General features: G+C 45.3%; 23 protein-coding genes and 1 pseudogene. 14 read left to right on the top strand and 10 right to left on the bottom strand.

Annotation, left to right across the window (positions count from 1 at the left end):
* The first annotated feature begins 479 nt into the window (after window positions 1-479).
* On the top strand, window positions 480-1,373 hold the full coding sequence (locus tag L5L91_RS17500; RefSeq protein ID WP_263237280.1) for a hypothetical protein: 894 nt from the start codon (window positions 480-482) through the stop codon (window positions 1,371-1,373).
* Between the two features lie 353 nt (window positions 1,374-1,726).
* Here L5L91_RS17500 and orn read toward each other — a convergent pair whose 3' ends face one another.
* The 8 genes from orn to L5L91_RS17460 all read right to left on the bottom strand — a co-directional run bounded on the left by orn (window position 1,727) and on the right by L5L91_RS17460 (window position 6,650).
* Entirely contained in the window at window positions 1,727-2,341 is a 615-nt protein-coding gene (gene orn, locus L5L91_RS17495) for an oligoribonuclease (RefSeq protein WP_105251440.1), read from the bottom strand.
* Window positions 2,342-2,349: 8 nt separating this feature from the next.
* The gene (locus tag L5L91_RS17490; RefSeq protein ID WP_012196674.1) at window positions 2,350-2,703 is read right to left on the bottom strand and encodes a hypothetical protein; all 354 of its coding nucleotides are present in this window, start codon (window positions 2,701-2,703) and stop codon (window positions 2,350-2,352) included.
* Entirely contained in the window at window positions 2,690-2,908 is a 219-nt protein-coding gene (locus L5L91_RS17485; RefSeq protein ID WP_011847783.1) for a helix-turn-helix domain-containing protein, read from the bottom strand. The genes L5L91_RS17490 and L5L91_RS17485 overlap by 14 nt, the downstream gene beginning before the upstream one ends.
* A 55-nt stretch (window positions 2,909-2,963) precedes the next feature.
* The gene (locus L5L91_RS17480) at window positions 2,964-4,220 is read right to left on the bottom strand and encodes a tyrosine-type recombinase/integrase (RefSeq protein ID WP_168826628.1); all 1,257 of its coding nucleotides are present in this window, start codon (window positions 4,218-4,220) and stop codon (window positions 2,964-2,966) included.
* The gene (locus L5L91_RS17475; protein ID WP_263237277.1) at window positions 4,210-4,896 is read right to left on the bottom strand and encodes a replication protein P; all 687 of its coding nucleotides are present in this window, start codon (window positions 4,894-4,896) and stop codon (window positions 4,210-4,212) included. Before L5L91_RS17475 ends, L5L91_RS17480 begins: the two co-directional genes overlap by 11 nt.
* Window positions 4,893-5,642, bottom strand: a complete 750-nt coding sequence (locus tag L5L91_RS17470; protein ID WP_263237276.1) for a helix-turn-helix domain-containing protein — start codon at window positions 5,640-5,642, stop codon at window positions 4,893-4,895. The genes L5L91_RS17475 and L5L91_RS17470 overlap by 4 nt, the downstream gene beginning before the upstream one ends.
* A gap of 164 nt (window positions 5,643-5,806) precedes the next feature.
* Complete coding sequence (locus tag L5L91_RS17465; RefSeq protein WP_263237275.1) at window positions 5,807-6,415, bottom strand: hypothetical protein; 609 nt, start codon at window positions 6,413-6,415, stop codon at window positions 5,807-5,809.
* Window positions 6,416-6,446: 31 nt separating this feature from the next.
* Entirely contained in the window at window positions 6,447-6,650 is a 204-nt protein-coding gene (locus L5L91_RS17460; RefSeq protein ID WP_263237273.1) for a Cro/CI family transcriptional regulator, read from the bottom strand.
* Window positions 6,651-6,728: 78 nt separating this feature from the next.
* On the opposite strand from L5L91_RS17460, the gene L5L91_RS17455 reads away from it, so the two are divergent.
* Entirely contained in the window at window positions 6,729-7,430 is a 702-nt protein-coding gene (locus tag L5L91_RS17455; protein WP_263237272.1) for a helix-turn-helix transcriptional regulator, read from the top strand.
* Between the two features lie 80 nt (window positions 7,431-7,510).
* Here L5L91_RS17455 and L5L91_RS17450 read toward each other — a convergent pair whose 3' ends face one another.
* Window positions 7,511-9,724, bottom strand: a complete 2,214-nt coding sequence (locus tag L5L91_RS17450; protein ID WP_263237271.1) for a S8 family peptidase — start codon at window positions 9,722-9,724, stop codon at window positions 7,511-7,513.
* A gap of 16 nt (window positions 9,725-9,740) precedes the next feature.
* Window positions 9,741-10,844, bottom strand: coding sequence for an AAA family ATPase (locus tag L5L91_RS17445; protein WP_220778032.1), 1,104 nt, complete (start codon window positions 10,842-10,844; stop codon window positions 9,741-9,743).
* A gap of 435 nt (window positions 10,845-11,279) precedes the next feature.
* Here L5L91_RS17445 and L5L91_RS17440 point away from each other — a divergent pair, with 435 nt between their 5' ends.
* From L5L91_RS17440 to L5L91_RS17380, 12 genes and pseudogenes are all read left to right on the top strand, one after another.
* Window positions 11,280-11,633, top strand: coding sequence for a hypothetical protein (locus L5L91_RS17440; protein ID WP_263237269.1), 354 nt, complete (start codon window positions 11,280-11,282; stop codon window positions 11,631-11,633).
* Window positions 11,630-11,890, top strand: coding sequence for a pyocin activator PrtN family protein (locus L5L91_RS17435; protein ID WP_106649452.1), 261 nt, complete (start codon window positions 11,630-11,632; stop codon window positions 11,888-11,890). The genes L5L91_RS17440 and L5L91_RS17435 overlap by 4 nt, the downstream gene beginning before the upstream one ends.
* Before the next feature lie 25 nt (window positions 11,891-11,915).
* A pseudogene (locus tag L5L91_RS22695) lies at window positions 11,916-12,262 on the top strand (hypothetical protein).
* Window positions 12,263-12,298: 36 nt separating this feature from the next.
* Window positions 12,299-12,463, top strand: a complete 165-nt coding sequence (locus L5L91_RS17420) for a DUF1317 domain-containing protein (protein WP_263205741.1) — start codon at window positions 12,299-12,301, stop codon at window positions 12,461-12,463.
* A 10-nt stretch (window positions 12,464-12,473) separates the two neighbouring features.
* Complete coding sequence (locus tag L5L91_RS17415) at window positions 12,474-12,803, top strand: hypothetical protein (protein WP_263237264.1); 330 nt, start codon at window positions 12,474-12,476, stop codon at window positions 12,801-12,803.
* Entirely contained in the window at window positions 12,800-13,444 is a 645-nt protein-coding gene (locus tag L5L91_RS17410) for a hypothetical protein (protein WP_014357906.1), read from the top strand. Before L5L91_RS17415 ends, L5L91_RS17410 begins: the two co-directional genes overlap by 4 nt.
* Entirely contained in the window at window positions 13,441-13,749 is a 309-nt protein-coding gene (locus L5L91_RS17405) for a hypothetical protein (RefSeq protein ID WP_263237263.1), read from the top strand. The genes L5L91_RS17410 and L5L91_RS17405 overlap by 4 nt, the downstream gene beginning before the upstream one ends.
* Window positions 13,750-14,028: a hypothetical protein gene (locus L5L91_RS17400; protein WP_263237262.1), complete on the top strand. Its 279-nt coding sequence runs from the start codon at window positions 13,750-13,752 to the stop codon at window positions 14,026-14,028. It begins immediately after the preceding gene.
* On the top strand, window positions 14,025-14,255 hold the full coding sequence (locus tag L5L91_RS17395; protein ID WP_173244319.1) for a hypothetical protein: 231 nt from the start codon (window positions 14,025-14,027) through the stop codon (window positions 14,253-14,255). Before L5L91_RS17400 ends, L5L91_RS17395 begins: the two co-directional genes overlap by 4 nt.
* Window positions 14,252-14,572 carry a hypothetical protein gene (locus tag L5L91_RS17390; RefSeq protein WP_263237261.1) on the top strand — a complete coding sequence of 107 codons (321 nt, stop codon included), beginning with the start codon at window positions 14,252-14,254 and terminating at the stop codon, window positions 14,570-14,572. Before L5L91_RS17395 ends, L5L91_RS17390 begins: the two co-directional genes overlap by 4 nt.
* Window positions 14,572-14,844 (top strand): hypothetical protein, encoded by a 273-nt coding sequence (locus L5L91_RS17385; protein ID WP_263237260.1) that lies wholly within the window; start codon window positions 14,572-14,574, stop codon window positions 14,842-14,844. Before L5L91_RS17390 ends, L5L91_RS17385 begins: the two co-directional genes overlap by 1 nt.
* Window positions 14,845-15,022: 178 nt before the next feature.
* Window positions 15,023-15,331: a hypothetical protein gene (locus tag L5L91_RS17380; protein ID WP_263237259.1), complete on the top strand. Its 309-nt coding sequence runs from the start codon at window positions 15,023-15,025 to the stop codon at window positions 15,329-15,331.
* Window positions 15,332-15,341: the final 10 nt, after the last annotated feature.

Here is a 15,341-nt window from a genome sequence, read left to right as displayed (position 1 = left end):
CTTTCAACGTCCGTAGCGGCAATGTCGAACACCACGGCAACACATACCCACCACGACCACCATTGCAGCGACCGCTTTTTTTCAGCGGGGGTTAGCTAACGAACAGCTATTTGGATGTTTGCGAACAAGAAATAGCGCCAAATAAAAAGGGCCCCTAAAAGGAGCCCTTGGCAGAGAAATAACGTGCGACTGAATAAATGTAACCTTAGCAAGCGTATACAAATGTACTCGATTTTAAGGGGCTTGAAAGCGCCAAAAGTGTCGCTAAAAGCGACAAAAGTGTCGTTTCGGAATTTGTAAATATGTGATACGTGAAAACTTAATCACAGAGGATTTATCGTTTTACTTATCACTTAAGTGATAAACAACTACCAATCAAGGATTATTTCAACTGGTAATGATCTGCTTTAGATGCTGACAAACTTTTTATTATGTGGCCAAATTGTTTAAGCCACCGACCAAAACAACATGGAAAAGGTATGTCATTAAAGGACTCTGTAGACGAAGTATTAAGGAAAATTGGAAGAAATATAATGCTCTTCCAAGAACTTGAACATTTATTAAAGTTTATTGTTGTAAATGGAGAGTTATCAGGATTTTCAAGAGATTTAGAGAAGATAAAAGCAGCACGGGTTAAGAATATCAGCAAGCAAACGATGGGGACGTTGGTTGGACAGTATATTGAAAATACCAACCTTGATAGCGAAGCTATCTCATCAGAACCCGAGGTTCTCGATGACGCATATTTATCTTTTCGTTTTCACTTAGAATGCGACGCTACAAACTATGAAGCAAAAAAAGTACGCTTAGCCAATTTAGTTTCAAATAGAAATAAGCTGGTCCATCATTTACTACCGAGATTTGATAGTAATTCTGCAGACTGTTGTCGGATTATTGGAGATGAACTTGACGAGCAGAGTAAAGAAATACGGGAAGAAATTGAAGACTTAAAAGCCAATGTGAATGCCTTAGATGAGGCTAAAAATCTTCTTGCAAGCTTTCTCAATTCAGAGGAAAGCAAAAAAATCATGGAACATTTCTATTTAATAAACAGTGACTTAATCATAATGCTAGGGTGTATTTCCGTTCAAATACAGAGAGCAGATGGTTGGACTTTAATAAACACTGCAGGAAAACTACTAAAGCAACATCTACCTGAAGAGGTTGCAGTATTAAAAGAAAAGTATGGACATAAATCGTTAAAGAGTCTCATCCTTGCAACTGAGATATTCGATATGCATGAAGAAACGACAGATAAAGGCGGTACTAGAGTCTTATACAGATTGAAATCTGGATGTGAATTGTCATTTGCCAAGCCTGCGGATGAACAGATCATATTGATCTCAAAGCTAATCTATAACTCTGGTGATTAGTGATAGTTCAGTAACAGCATCTCTCACCAATCAAATCTTACTGAACTACGATCTAGTCCACCTCAAAAGATCTAAAAGTTGTGGTATTCGATCATAGATCGAAGCGCTAAATCCTTACCAACTACATTGTAGGTTAATCCTTTAAAATCAGTAAATAACAATCTAAATTAAGAGAGCTTTTTTTTAGCATTAATCAATGCTCATAAAACAACAACCAACCTCCCCAAAATTCTCATATGTAGTGAAGCATTGCGCGTCACCGCCCCCGCAGTGAATCGAGCCGGAAGGACCCGTGATGATAATAGGTCGCATCTAGCTCTGATGATAGCCATTCTCATTTGAAAAGACCGCGCCTAACCTATTGACAAAGATGATATTTCACAACCAAACAACTCGTCGCGATAGTACTTGAGTTCCGCTATCGACTCCCGAATATCGGCTAAGGCTTCATGCTGATACTGCTTAGCCTTAATCGCATTACGCTCAACCTCAGGCGCCCAAGCTCTAGCTGCGAGCCCTAGTGCTGATATGTCTAGCTGCCTGTAATGCATGTACTCATGAAGCTCAGGCATTTGGCACATGATAAACGAACGATCAAACATGATTGAGTTACCCGCAAACACCACGCCAGTCTTAGCTTTACGGTCATGCTTAGGTATTCCCAGTGCTTTCAGGTGTTCGAGTACCATCTGCTCAGCCTGTGCTAACGATACTGATGAGGCACGAACAGCAGCTAACAACCCACTCTTGGTATGCACATCTATCGCCCACTCATGTGACCTTGCAATGTGTTCATCGTCTTGATGCACAACAATGTGCAGCGCTTCACCCACTTGGTTTAACTCACTATCAGTCACGATAAAGGCCAGCTCAAAGATAGGGTAATACTCCATACCCAGCATCCCATTGTCTAAGCGGCCGTTAAGTCCACCCGTTTCTAAATCACCAAACAAAAAGAATTGCTCCATCACCCACCTCACTTTGCTAATTGAATCTCTGCTCTTCTCAACCAATACACATACGACTTCTTGCTATCGAACCCCATCAATGCCCACTGGCCTTTGCACACGTAACAGGTGCGAATCGCCCGAATACAGTTTGGCGATAACCGCTCAATCATCCTATCGAACTGGACCACCTGCTTAGGAACGCTCAACTCCCTAACCAACGCACATCCATAAACCTGCACCTCACCTAACTTATCGCAAGCACTGCGATTAGTGAAACCTTTCCCGAGTTCTTGGAACGCCCAATAACGCCCCCAGGCATTGAGCCCAGCACGAAGGGCTTTCATGTTAATAACCTGCTCTTGCGCATCACATACTCGCATTAGCCACCTCCGTGATCTGGTCTATCGATAAATGGAATACATCATCCACTATTGAGCGCAGGTGGTTATAAGGCACGTTACTCTTGCCATTCTCCCATCGCTGATACGTTCGGCGGCTTATCCCGTAAAACGCCGCCACTTCGTCCTGAGAAAGTCCCTTAATCGCCCTGCCTGTTTTTAGAATTTTTGCAGCTGGATGACTCATAAAACCACCTTATTTTGTGCCATTGCATACTCTTGTAAGGCTGATGCAACGATCATCACAGCCACCCACTCGCACCAAGGGTTTGAGCACTCCCAACATTCGCAGACGATCTAGGGATTATCTCGGGCGCAACCTCACTAAAACCGAGCGAAATTAAATGCGCGTGATACGCATCAAGCGCACTCAACATACCCTTATCCAACGTCGAATGAACATAGGTACGCAAAAGCACAGGCAAGGCATGATTAAGCAACCGCTCACCCACCATAGTATCCACGCCCATGTCTTGGATAATCGTCCGGCACAGCTTACGCAAATCATGCGAGGTAAACTCCTTAAACCGAATCGTCTCACTCCAATAATGCGCAGTGCGCTGGCTAATAGCACCAACATCACCCGCAAACAAAAACGCCCGCTTACCCACATTTTTAAGTTGCCACTGTAAATAATGTTGGATCAACGCCTTAGCCGTAGGCGTTAACGGTAGCCGGTGCTCTTGGCGGTTCTTCGCGTTCGCCGCAGGAATAAACCAAAACTCACCCGCAAAATGCTCCCATCGTGCCAAACGGGTTTCACCAATGCGCGTGCCAAACATCAGCATCAACATAAACAACATCGCCACCGGCATAAATGCATCCCGCAAAGCGATAAACAACGGCCCTAAGTCCGACTCCATCAAGCGCGTATCAGGCTTAGGTGATAAGGTTAAACTCATCGTCACTCGATACCCCATCAGAGGATTAAGCAATAACAACCTAAAATCCGCCGCCAAACTCAACGCCCGCTTAAGCACATTCACACTCAAACGAATATAATGCGGCGCATAACCCTCATTCAGCATCAGCTTCACCAACGCACTATCCACCACCAAAAACGACAACTCAGCCAAGGCCACATCCCCCAACTTAGGCAACAACTGCTTACGCATAATCGACCTACAGTTATCGCGCCAGCTCGGGCTTAACGTCGTATTACCATCCAAATAATCCCCATACCACAACAGCAAATCAGTCACAGTCGCAAACTCACCGCGCAACACATCCGCGCCCGCACTGCGCTTAGCCAGCATCACAGGTAAATCCGCTAAAAACGTCTTAATGCACATGCTCGGCCACACGCCTTGCTTCTTCCAAACCGTCTTATCGCCCTCATTAATCACCAAATGCACACTCGCCTTCGTCCTATCCGCCGTAGCCCGTAAACGCAGCTCAGGAAACTGCGGGTCCCTAAAATCCCGCGTCAAACCGCCACGTAACCAACGGCGCAGCGCGGCATCGTTCAACTTACCAATCTCAACCCCGCTAGCAGCCATCGTTTGCCCCCTTAAGCCCAAGGTTTGCCCGTAAATTAGCAATAATCGATTTCGCCTTTGCCGCCTCAGTGGGCCGCGTCACCGTTTCAGGTAATGCCTTTGGCAATTCCACATCGGTCAACTCGCCACGGCTAAAGCGCCTGCATAACACTGTGTAATTGCGCTCAAAGGTCATCAACACGTCCTTTTCAAGCCCAGTCGCAAACATCCAACTGCCCGTCTCGCGCACCGCTAAGCGCACCACATCATGGCTCCACGTATGCTTGTCGGGGTGATGGTAATGGCGGGTTGCCTCCTTGAATGCCGCCTCTAACTTAGGCAGCCCCAAATCACAGGCAGTGGGTTGGCACCACAAAGCAAACTGGCGTGGTGTCGGCCAAAACTGCCTATCGCCCTGCTCGCGTCTCGCGCGATTCAGCCCCGCTTGCACTTGTTCGCGGCTCGCAATCCCTTGCGCCGCCAAGGTTTTAAGCCACTCACCTTTGTGGGTTGCTTCATCCTCCGGCCGCGGCGCACTCACAGGGAACAACACCCGTAACTTGCTAAACACGCTGTCCACAATCGCCATATCCATTGCCGTGGGCTCAGGTTGCATCACCCGTTCGCCCTGCCCAACCAGCGGCTGGCGGATTAAGGTCTGCAGTGATTTCATGCTCGCATTTTGCTTGGCAGTCATATCAAGGGGTCCTCAGGGTCATACACCGCATGGCGCCAATCCACTTGCCCAACCGCTGTTGCCATCGGTCTTGGCAACGGCGTTAGCCAATGGCGTTCACGGATAAACTTGGTAATACCGAGCACAAACTGGCCGTTAGCGCTAAAGCCCCAACTCGCATCCAGCGCCGCAGCGTCCTTCAACCAAGTCACCGCCAACACGCAATCGGCGTCGGTCAGCTTTTCACCCTTCCACGCTTTCCACGCAGCCGAATCCGAGCCGCCTTTGCGATGGGCGGGATACGCTTTGAAAAACGCATTGAAAACCGACTTAGCACTCGTTGCTGGACAACTATCTTTTAAAGATTCCTTGATAGGTTCAAAAGAGTGATAGATTCCGGTGCTATCTGGTGGCACAGGGGGTGTGCTATCTGGTGGCATATCTATGCTATCTGGTGGCACCCCTTCGGTGCTATCTGCTAGCACAGGGGGTGCTACCTCGTAGCAGATTGAAATCGTGTAAATATTGGTTAAATTTCCCTTAGGTCCCTTACGATTTTTAATCGTCACAAAGCCCATATCAACCAAGGCCGCAATATGCTTTCTCACTGTGCTATGACCAATCTCGCACTGGTCAGCAATATGCTGATGGCTCGGCCAACATTCACCATTATCGTTCGCGTTGTCGGCCAGCTTAATCAACACCAGCTTACGCAGTGGATTACCCACCTTGGCCTTCATCGCTTTTACCATCAATTCCATGCTCATAAGCCACCGCCTAACTGCGCGACAGCCAGCACAAAATTGACGAAATCATCATGTATACGTAACATGTAATCGCCTCTCTTAGGTATTAAGCCCGCGCCTGTCGCCAAACTTTTGCGGGCTTTCTTATTCTCGATAAGTAATCGATGCGTGTTCGTGTACCGTCATCAACAACCCGCCTTACCGCCATGACTCGCTAAATACGGATACGCCAGCTCTAACGCCGCCATGCTCGCTTGCGTGGTTGCCGCCGACTCTTTTAACTCACGGTGCGCCGCCACTAACTGCTCGCGCTTCGGTGCCGGACCCAAATGGATCACCGCCACTTGCGCCTCGGCGTTCTCTTTGGTGAGCGACGCCGCCATATCGGCCACATGCAACACATGGCCGTCATTCATGCGGTCAGCAATCACCGTCACCCCAGTGCAACCAAATACATCGTTGAGATACTGCACCCGCAAATGCTCAGGCAGTGCCGCCACCAGTGCTTGCTCAACATGAAACAAGCGATCAACCTGCGGGTGTTGGCCCTCGTACTGGCCAAGCCAACGGAACAGCTTTTGGGCATTAATCCGCGCATCGTTGTGCACGTCTTGCGTGCTCGCAAAGCTAATGCCCTCCGCCGCCAACACCTCACTCAGCCCAAGGCGCTCAACCGCCGCAACAAAATCTATCGCCAGCGCAAAGCGTGTCATCTTGGGTAGCTCCAACACCCGATGAATCGTTTTCATCAACAAATTCAAACGGCTGTCATTTTTACGTGAATGGGTTTTCATGTGTACTGTCCTCCTTCAACCTAAAGTGAACCTAAGCCACACTCGCCGGCTCAGGATTATCTAAAACAACGACGGGGTTAACTTTGAGTGCGCCATCGGTTAGGCGCTCGATTTGATAAGCGCGGAGTTCGGGAACGTCTTCACCCCATTGAGAAACGGAAGCTGGATTAATACCTAGTGCATTCGCTAGTTTCGATTTCCCTTTAAAATATTCGACGGCAAGCTGAGTTTTCATTTTTACCACCCTAAACTTAAGTTTTCCTAAGTATCGGTATAAATAAAACCTAAGTCAAATTGATTTAAGATAACTTATATGAAAACACTCGGTGAACGCTCTAAAGAGCGAAGAAAGATAATCAACCTGACTCAACTCCAACTTAGTAAAAAAGTCGGAGTTTCAAGCGTTACCATTTCACAATGGGAATCAGGTGATACATCTCCAAAAGGTGAAAACCTCTACAAGTTGGCTCAAGCACTTCAGTGCTCACCCGACTGGTTGATGTTTGGCGATAGTAAAAACACGAAGAAACCAGAATCGAATGCTGAATGGGCAGGCGGTTTTGATCTATGGGACAACGATAGTCCACTGGGTGAGGATGAAGTCGAAATCCCCTTTTACGTGGATATCGAACTCTCAGCAGGCGAAGGTATTGCAGAAGGTGTTGAGTATAAAGGCCCTAAGCTACGCTTTGCCAAAAGTAGCCTGAAGCGTCAAGGTGTAAACACAGATCATGCGGCCTGTGTCAAAGTGAATGGCAACAGCATGGAGCCAGTATTACCCCACGGTTCAACAGTGGGTGTAGATACCTCAGCCACCGAGATCATCGACGGTAAAATGTACGCCATTAACCACGATGGCATGATGCGGGTCAAAATGCTCTACAAACTCCCCGGTGGTGGCCTGCGTCTACGCAGCTACAACACGGATGAGTGGCCAGACGAGCACATCAATAACGAACAACTTAAAAACATTAAAGTGATTGGCAAAGTGTTCTGGTATTCTGTACTTATTTAAATAGAACATTCAAAACTCCCCAATAAATCAGATAAAAGTAGATATCATTAAATGCTATCCACTTTTATCTATTACAACTTTTATACAGTAACTGGCACTGGTACTGGAATGATTATTCTTGGTTCAATTTCAGTTAAGATCTCTGAATAAGCCTCTAGAATATCAGTAAATATTTCTTTATGTTTAGGTGCTTCAAGTGTAACTACAAAAGCATACTTTATTATTGGAGCTTTAGAGCCACTGATATTTCCACCGCCATCTCTTGCCATATAATGAATTTCAAATGCTGGTGACTCTAATTTATTACCAAATTTAACCTTACTTTTATGTAAGGTAGACTCCCATTTAGCTGCATCACGCCTTAACTCTGACTCATTTGCAGTTTTAACTTGTTGAAAAAATGCCTCAGCCTTCCCTCCAAACTTTGGCTTCCATATAATTTCTACTCCAGCTTTCGTATACATTGAAGTATCTTGTGGATCGACCGACGTCGAGAAACAGCATGTAGCCTTTATGTTGACTTTTCCTTGAATTCCCGATGAAGGAAGCGGTAATGGCACTCGTAAATATTTCCCTGGCGAAAGCTCACCTTGATATAAAATCTTAGCAACTCCGTCAGGAGATTCTATCAACTGATTGATATCTTCAGGCACTTTCCCCCAACCAACATCACATTGAGCATATTTATCTGTTTGCGCATTATTGATAAGTAACGCCTTTATCGCTAGAGAAGAAATGCTATAACCAAGCATAGCCCTTATGCCAACAGCTTTACGTAGTAGGTATGGAGCAGAAAAACTAGTACCACACTGAGGAATTAACTTCGGTGGATTAGAATCATTTACTACATGAAAGTAATCTGTAGGGGAACCACCAAATGCTAATAAATCTGGCTTTACTCTTCCAGGCGAACGACCAGGACCTACCGCACTATAAGATGCCCTATTCCAATTTGCGTTAGTTGTTGTTGCTGAACCAACTGCAATTGCATTAACACAATCAGAAGGAACCTGAACACGATTTAGCATCGTGATGCTGTCATTCTCCCCATTATTGCCAGCCGCAATAGTTAAAAAGGTGTCCCCATCTGCCAAATATGTATCTATTAATGATGTCCAAGGATGAATTTCATCGTCATCAATCGGCAAGTCAGGCCCCAAACTAATATTAATAAACTCATACTGTCTTGAAAGTAAAATCTCTTCTATATGTGCTAACGTCCTATATAGCTCTAATGGATCCTCAGTTGAGATTAAGCTATCTAGTATACGATGATGGTCTACATATGAATAAGGTCTTGATGCTGCCTGCCCTTGATATAATGGACCAAATAAAAAAGCAGAGGTAACACCTAATCCATGTTCTGCTCCACCTAAATGATCACTTGCGGCTAAATCTGATATTTTGTAGTCATTTACCCACGGCATAAGTGCATGCGACTTAGGTAATCCGCCGTCCAAAATTGCGACTCGCACGTCTGAAGCATAAGGTGGATCCGTTGGAAGTATTGCATTGGAAGCTATAGGTAAACCACGCACTAATGGTTGAAAAGAGCGAAGTTGAGGTATCGGTCTAATAACTCGAATGAATGAGTGTTCAGCCAATTTACTGAGTTGTTCAGAACTACCTGTAATAGGTACAAACCACAAATTTGAAACCTCAATTGAGAGTTCTTCATTTACTTCGAAACCTAATTTTTTCGCATACTTCGTAAATGAAGACTTCACAAACTCAGATGGGCTATCAGGAATTAGTTGAATACCTGCTTCAAAAAATTTTTTTACCTCACCAATTCCCTTTTTAATTTTAGTCTCTGGCTTTATATTTTCTAAACTCCAAATTCTAATAAGGTCATCTGCCCCCGGAGTTGCTAATGTCATGCTACTGATCTGTTCTGCAAAGCTAGCTAATTGCTCTCTTTTCCCTGCAATGTAGATTGAAGTTGATGGTGAAGCCTTTGGTGCACCTTTTTTGGTCCACTTATCAGGAGTTACTTCTGTGGCCTTACTTCCTATCGAATGCACCCCCATTTGACGAAACAAAGCTTTAGGAAAATGACCTTTTGAGATAAACGAAGGATGTAACGTTAGCTTAGTTACAGAGTAATCTTTGGGGCATAAATCATCATTCAACATTTTTAATTCATTACTAACGTTAATGAATTGATGTTGTAAACGACTAACAACCTCTTCCCAAGTGTATAAACTAACTTTATCCATCTTCATTTTGGGAGGCGGAGTTGTCTTAGTTAAAGCTTCTGCCTTTCCTATTAGATAGTTTTTCTTTTTAGTCATTGGATATTCCTTTATCTTATATAGTTACTTCATTGATTTTTTTTCTAATCGTATCCCTACTAACTTGGGTTAACTTCGCCGCTTTTTGTTTTGGAATTCCAAAGTCTGATACTAATTTTAAAGCTAAACTAATGCGCTCTGTACGAGTTATTTTTGTGACATCAGGCAACAAATAATTTAATGCGTTTTCCTCAAATGACTTAGGATTTATCAATTTAAGTTTACGCAGCTTCAAAACTGTCCTCTTGATGTTACTGTACGACGTCCCCTTAAGGCTATCAACTAAAAGCTCTACCCATTGACCAAAATCACTCAAGTCTTGACCTAAAAACTTATTCACAGCTAGCCTAACATGCTCGTCATTAGGGTTTTCAAATGATATTTCCATATCAAAACGCCTCCAGAGAGCGGGATCGACTAATTCTGGATGATTTGTTGCCGCAATTAAAAGGCCATCTGAAGGCCAATTTTCAAGCTCTTGAAGCATGATTGTAACTAAGCGTTTAAGTTCTCCGACATCAGCTTCATCGCTTCTTTTTTTTGCGATAGCATCGATTTCGTCCAACAACAATACACAAGGATGTGTTTTAGCAAATTCGATAACAGCTCTCAAATTATTACCTGTTTTCCCCAAAAAACTACTCATAACAGATGTTAAGTCGAGTACATAAAATGGTAGATTCAGTTTTGAAGATAACCATCGTGCAGTTATAGTTTTACCTACACCTGGCGGCCCTTGAAAAATCAAAGAGCTTGTAGGTCTTAATCCTTTTTCTAACAATGCACTAGAATGCTGTCTTTCTGATATTACTTGCTCTAAACAACTACTCATTGCTTGGTCAAGCAATGGCTCTTCTACGGATATACCTTCGAAAGATTTTAATAGAGTCAAATTTTCATCAGTTGATGGAATACTCATATCACCATGTATTGGTGATGCCTTGCGTAACACTGATGAACTTCTTGATGGTGCGACTTTAAGAAGATTCTCTAATGCAATAGCTGTTTCCGGTTCAGTTTTTCTCATGGTTCTAACTAATTTTGCAACATATAACCTCACATCAGATTCTTTCCCTTCAAGAGACAACCTTGCAATGTTAACGATTTGTTCTGAATTCATTGTAAAACCCTATAGCTTTTAAGCACAGCCAGCAGCAAGATAAATAGTGACTACTTAGCAATAATTTTACGATTGTAGTCACTGACGCGAAAAATAACCAGATATAAGTGGATCTATACAGTTATTTTTTGTGGCTAGTTTTCAGTTCAACAACACCTCGTAGCCACAAATGCTTTTTAAGTTCACACATACCATTCGCATATACTTGCTCAAATAAACACCGAGAATGCTAACTTTGTACAGTGATAAAGTAATTTAGTTCCGTTTGCTAATCTTCGACTGATTAGGTTTTGCATCATTCAATAACTTCAAAAAACCATCAAAACAAAAACACCCAAAAATAATTTAAGTTTTCCTAAGTTTAACCTTGACCTCAAACTTAAGTTATCCTAAATTAAATTTAAGAAAACTTAACCCACTACCGAGGACAGGGAAATGATTCTAGCGAAAGTTCACACCACACCTAAGCAACGCGATGAGTTTCGTCTACTGGTTGCGATACGTTTTGCCTGCTTGATGGCGCTGGCCAAGGGCCACACCGACCCGATGGATTGCCCACGGGTGCAATACCGATGCGCCGAACTGGTAAAGCATTTTGCCTATCACCACCCCAGCCCTGCGTTTTACCGCCAGTTCATTCGCCATACAGGCGAACTTGGGCTCAACTTCTGCCTGCGCTTTACCGAGCCCCAACAAGGTTTGTACGGCAAGGTGATGGTGTGGCGTAACGAACAGGCGGCCACTAACGTGCATCCGCTGCAACTCACCCAAGCGGAGCAACCAACATGAAAGGCATCAACACCGCGTTTTTGCTTATGGCCCAGTTCAACAAAGTGATAGTGCCACTGGATGAAATCAGCAAAGAGTATTTTGGCCTCGAACCCCGTACCGCGGCCAACTATGCCAAAGCCGGCCGCTTGCCCTTAGCCGCCTTTCGCACCAGTAACAGCAACAAAGCGCCTTGGATGGTCAATGTCACCGACCTTGCCGAATACCTCGACAAGCAACGCGACGCCGCCAAGCAAGATCAAATCAACTTAGCGTAATCAGCGGCTCAGTGGGGAGGTATCTATGTTTTTTGTTTACGGCGTGTCCATGACCTTAGCGAAAAATCAAGCGGCCAAAAAGTGCAGCACCTCTGTGGGCGCGCACCCTAACCGCCGTCAACTAAGCCCCGACGAGTATCAAGCTAAGTTGAATGATATGGCGCAGCACTTGTTTGAAACCATGAAGCCACAACGCCTGTCGCATTCGTTATCGAGCCCGCGCTGTGCCAGCAATATATCGTGTTAGCCATGACCCAAGAAGCCCACCGCGATGTGCATATTCGCTATCACAAGCTCTCGGACAAGGTGAACCCCAAAACCAAGAAACCCATCATCAATCTGGTGGTGTTTAACGGCGAAGCCGCAGCTTAGAACTGCGGTGTGTGATGACGAGAGAAGGAAAGCAGCATGTTAATTGATGACAAACCGCTACACAGCGATATCAAAATCGGCGTTGGCCATATTGTCGCGTTTAAGGAAGGTTGGATGTTGCCCGGTGGCAAGTTTACCACCGACCGCACTGTCGCCATTCGTGCCGCCAAAGGTCTGCACCGTTTCTTGGTTAAAAGATAAGGAAATCAGCATGAGTCAATTTGACTACATCAAACAGCATTACGCTGTTCCAGCCGAAATAGGCCGCTTAGTTAAAGTGAATGGCCGCGCTGGCGTGATAATCAAAAATTGCGGCCATCACCTTGGCGTTAATTTTGACGACGATAAGCCAGGCGTTATTCGTCATTGCCACCCAACTTGGGAGGTTGAATACGGTGGCATTGGCAAGATCCGCAAACAGACAAAGGCACAACAGCGTTATCAGCGCTATTTAGAGTACGGCGATCCCTTTGAAAACTTCATTGATTATTGTCACTGGGATGCAAGCCCTGAGCACGAGTGGAACAGAGGTGAAGCATGAAACAGCGCCCTATTATTTTCAACACCGAAATGGTGCGCGCCATTCTTGATGGGCGTAAAACACAGACGCGGAGAACGGTTAATCCTGCTCAAGTTCAAAGCGAAAGACTCCCGCTAGAAACATCAAAAGGAATATTCAAGTTTTGGTGTTCTGATGAAGTAAGTAGTCCATTTGGCTTGGTTGGTGATCAGCTTTATGTTCGTGAGACTTGGCGACAGTTCAATTCATCTGATGAATGTGGTTGCAGTGAATCGCCTTGCTCATGTCCGGCTAACGGAACGGTTCTATTCAAAGCAACGGGTGATAGTGGCGAAAGCAAATGGAAACCATCTATCCATATGCCTCGTTCTTGCGCTCGTATTCTGCTTGAAGTCACTGCCGTTCGGGTAGAAAGGCTAAATGATATCAGCGAGCAAGATGCAAAAGCCGAAGGTTTGCAATATAGCTCCGTTTACCAACAATGGGGCGGAGTTGAAAAGCATTCAAGCCATAAGCCTCACTCGCCTCATTGGCGTTGGTATAAAAACCCACAACATGCTTTTAAGTCCCTATGGAACTCAATCTATGAAAATTGGGATGCCAACCCGTGGGTGTGGGTTATCGAGTTCAGGGTGATCAGTACCACAGGTGGTGCAGCATGAACCACTTACTCCCAGGCTTTGAATCACAAGAGCGCGTTGCGTTATTGCTGTCGCTTACCCGCATTAGTTCGCCCGAGGTGATTGCCGCGTTAACACTACATTACACCAGCGCCCTACCCGCCGAACGTGCGGCGGCTCGCCACGGTATTGAACTGTCTAACTTTATGCGCGGGCAAAAGAAGTTAGAGCAAATCGCCGCCACGGTCGAGGCCATTAAGGCCATCGACTGGGCCAAGCTGCAATTAACTCATTTGAAATCAAGCGCTTTGCTAACAACTCCTTTGCAACCGAAGCAGGTGGCCTAAATGACTCAATCAGCGGCGTTTCGCCATCTGTTAAACCATTACCGCAGCTATAAGTTAAGCCTGCTACTCAAGGCCACAACGGGCGACAGCATCAAAATCGCGCTGGCGCTCGGCGCGTTAGATTGCCTGTACTGGCAAGCATTGGGCAACGGTTTAACCAACTTAGCCAAGGGCATTAGCCGCACCATAGTGTATTCGTACCGATATCACCCAATGCGTCTGCCCTGCCATTCGCCTGTAAGCCAAACAAGCGACAACCAAAACAAGGAGGTGGCATGAATACGTTCAGCACTAAAGCGGGCGTGGTCACGTTATCTAAGCCCTACTCCACCTTGATGTGCGATCAGCAACAAATCGAAGTGAAGTACACCCCAAACAACTATCAAGGCTGGGGCATTTGTAAGTCTTTTAACGCCATCGAGTGCAGCGACTTCGGCCAAGCCGACGCCGAAGTATTCGCACTCAACGCAGAATCAAAACTCAGGATAAAAGGAGAAGCAGCATGAACCCTATACAAGCAGCAACAGTTAAACGTGAAGAAGGTTATTGGACCCATCCAGATTTACCCGAGTGGGATGAAGGAGTGACCCGCGCAGAGTGTGAAGCATGGGCAGCCGAAAACGGTGGCGAGTTTGTGGCAATTTGGTTTGAACTCGATGCACCTGAAAACCTGATCGAGCGCTACTTTGACGAGGGCGACACCGATATCAGCGATTGGCAACCCGTTTGCGAAAAGGCCGGCTCATTCTTGCTGAGTATTCACGACACCGAAGATGGCCCCGTCGCACTGTTTTTTGCCCCGAAGGGAAAGGAGGCGAAGTGATGACTGATACACAGTTAGAGATAGAAATTGCCCCCGTTGAATCAGCATTTGTATCTGGCGATGCAGCAAGGTTAATAGAACAGCTTGAGGAATGGTTTCAGATGCGGCGTGATGAGCTTGAGCAATATAAAGGCACTGAAAGCGTGGTTTTAGGCGACCAAACAATTTCTGATAAAAAATTCCTCCAAGGCTTCAAGGTTGGATTGCATGTTGCTATGGCAAACTTCGGTGAAACGCTGCCTATTTCAGTCAATGATGAGGATGAGCAATGAAGAAGATGGCAAAGCCTGCAGGGCTAATAGTTTCATGTCCACACTGTGGCGGTGAAAATACGATTTACGCATCAGATCTATGCGAAAACGAATTTGTCTGTTCATGGGCGCATTGCGAAAAGGAGTTTGCAACGTGTGGCGAGGATGATTTTCATCGTTACATTGAGGATGGTAAGCAATGAGCTGGTCAAATTGTGGTGAGGATAGTAACGGCAGACCCATTGGTTATGCCTTCGAAGCAACCTGTGATCATCCGGGTTGCCACAAACAAATCGACCGTGGTCTTTCTTATGCGTGTGGTGGTATGCATGGCGAAGATGAGATCAGCTGCGAGGGTTATTTCTGTGAAGCGCATAGACCAACCTTTGTCGAACACTGTGGCAATACACATCAAATTTGCAGTGAGTGCGCCAAGCAACTGCTCGACTCTGGTGAGTGGGTTGAAGATGAAAACGAAGGATGTTCAAAAAAGGTTCAAGATAACTAATCAAATACTT

It is taken from the genome of Shewanella sp. SM55 (assembly GCF_025654025.1).
Classification (GTDB): Bacteria; Pseudomonadota; Gammaproteobacteria; order Enterobacterales; family Shewanellaceae; genus Shewanella; species Shewanella oncorhynchi.
Note: the sequence above shows the minus strand (reverse complement) of the source record. Positions and strands in the feature narration are given on the sequence as shown.

Excerpts from the sequence above, each read along its gene's own strand:
- L5L91_RS17500 (WP_263237280.1), top strand. The coding sequence starts at position 480 with ATGTCATTAAAGGACTCTGTAGACGAAGTATTAAGGAAAATTGGAAGA.
- orn (WP_105251440.1), bottom strand. The coding sequence starts at position 2,341 with ATGGAGCAATTCTTTTTGTTTGGTGATTTAGAAACGGGTGGACTTAAC.
- L5L91_RS17490 (WP_012196674.1), bottom strand. The coding sequence starts at position 2,703 with ATGCGAGTATGTGATGCGCAAGAGCAGGTTATTAACATGAAAGCCCTT.
- L5L91_RS17485 (WP_011847783.1), bottom strand. The coding sequence starts at position 2,908 with ATGAGTCATCCAGCTGCAAAAATTCTAAAAACAGGCAGGGCGATTAAG.
- L5L91_RS17480 (WP_168826628.1), bottom strand. The coding sequence starts at position 4,220 with ATGGCTGCTAGCGGGGTTGAGATTGGTAAGTTGAACGATGCCGCGCTG.
- L5L91_RS17475 (WP_263237277.1), bottom strand. The coding sequence starts at position 4,896 with ATGACTGCCAAGCAAAATGCGAGCATGAAATCACTGCAGACCTTAATC.
- L5L91_RS17470 (WP_263237276.1), bottom strand. The coding sequence starts at position 5,642 with ATGAGCATGGAATTGATGGTAAAAGCGATGAAGGCCAAGGTGGGTAAT.
- L5L91_RS17465 (WP_263237275.1), bottom strand. The coding sequence starts at position 6,415 with ATGAAAACCCATTCACGTAAAAATGACAGCCGTTTGAATTTGTTGATG.
- L5L91_RS17460 (WP_263237273.1), bottom strand. The coding sequence starts at position 6,650 with ATGAAAACTCAGCTTGCCGTCGAATATTTTAAAGGGAAATCGAAACTA.
- L5L91_RS17455 (WP_263237272.1), top strand. The coding sequence starts at position 6,729 with ATGAAAACACTCGGTGAACGCTCTAAAGAGCGAAGAAAGATAATCAAC.
- L5L91_RS17450 (WP_263237271.1), bottom strand. The coding sequence starts at position 9,724 with ATGACTAAAAAGAAAAACTATCTAATAGGAAAGGCAGAAGCTTTAACT.
- L5L91_RS17445 (WP_220778032.1), bottom strand. The coding sequence starts at position 10,844 with ATGAATTCAGAACAAATCGTTAACATTGCAAGGTTGTCTCTTGAAGGG.
- L5L91_RS17440 (WP_263237269.1), top strand. The coding sequence starts at position 11,280 with ATGATTCTAGCGAAAGTTCACACCACACCTAAGCAACGCGATGAGTTT.
- L5L91_RS17435 (WP_106649452.1), top strand. The coding sequence starts at position 11,630 with ATGAAAGGCATCAACACCGCGTTTTTGCTTATGGCCCAGTTCAACAAA.
- L5L91_RS17420 (WP_263205741.1), top strand. The coding sequence starts at position 12,299 with ATGTTAATTGATGACAAACCGCTACACAGCGATATCAAAATCGGCGTT.
- L5L91_RS17415 (WP_263237264.1), top strand. The coding sequence starts at position 12,474 with ATGAGTCAATTTGACTACATCAAACAGCATTACGCTGTTCCAGCCGAA.
- L5L91_RS17410 (WP_014357906.1), top strand. The coding sequence starts at position 12,800 with ATGAAACAGCGCCCTATTATTTTCAACACCGAAATGGTGCGCGCCATT.
- L5L91_RS17405 (WP_263237263.1), top strand. The coding sequence starts at position 13,441 with ATGAACCACTTACTCCCAGGCTTTGAATCACAAGAGCGCGTTGCGTTA.
- L5L91_RS17400 (WP_263237262.1), top strand. The coding sequence starts at position 13,750 with ATGACTCAATCAGCGGCGTTTCGCCATCTGTTAAACCATTACCGCAGC.
- L5L91_RS17395 (WP_173244319.1), top strand. The coding sequence starts at position 14,025 with ATGAATACGTTCAGCACTAAAGCGGGCGTGGTCACGTTATCTAAGCCC.
- L5L91_RS17390 (WP_263237261.1), top strand. The coding sequence starts at position 14,252 with ATGAACCCTATACAAGCAGCAACAGTTAAACGTGAAGAAGGTTATTGG.
- L5L91_RS17385 (WP_263237260.1), top strand. The coding sequence starts at position 14,572 with ATGACTGATACACAGTTAGAGATAGAAATTGCCCCCGTTGAATCAGCA.
- L5L91_RS17380 (WP_263237259.1), top strand. The coding sequence starts at position 15,023 with ATGAGCTGGTCAAATTGTGGTGAGGATAGTAACGGCAGACCCATTGGT.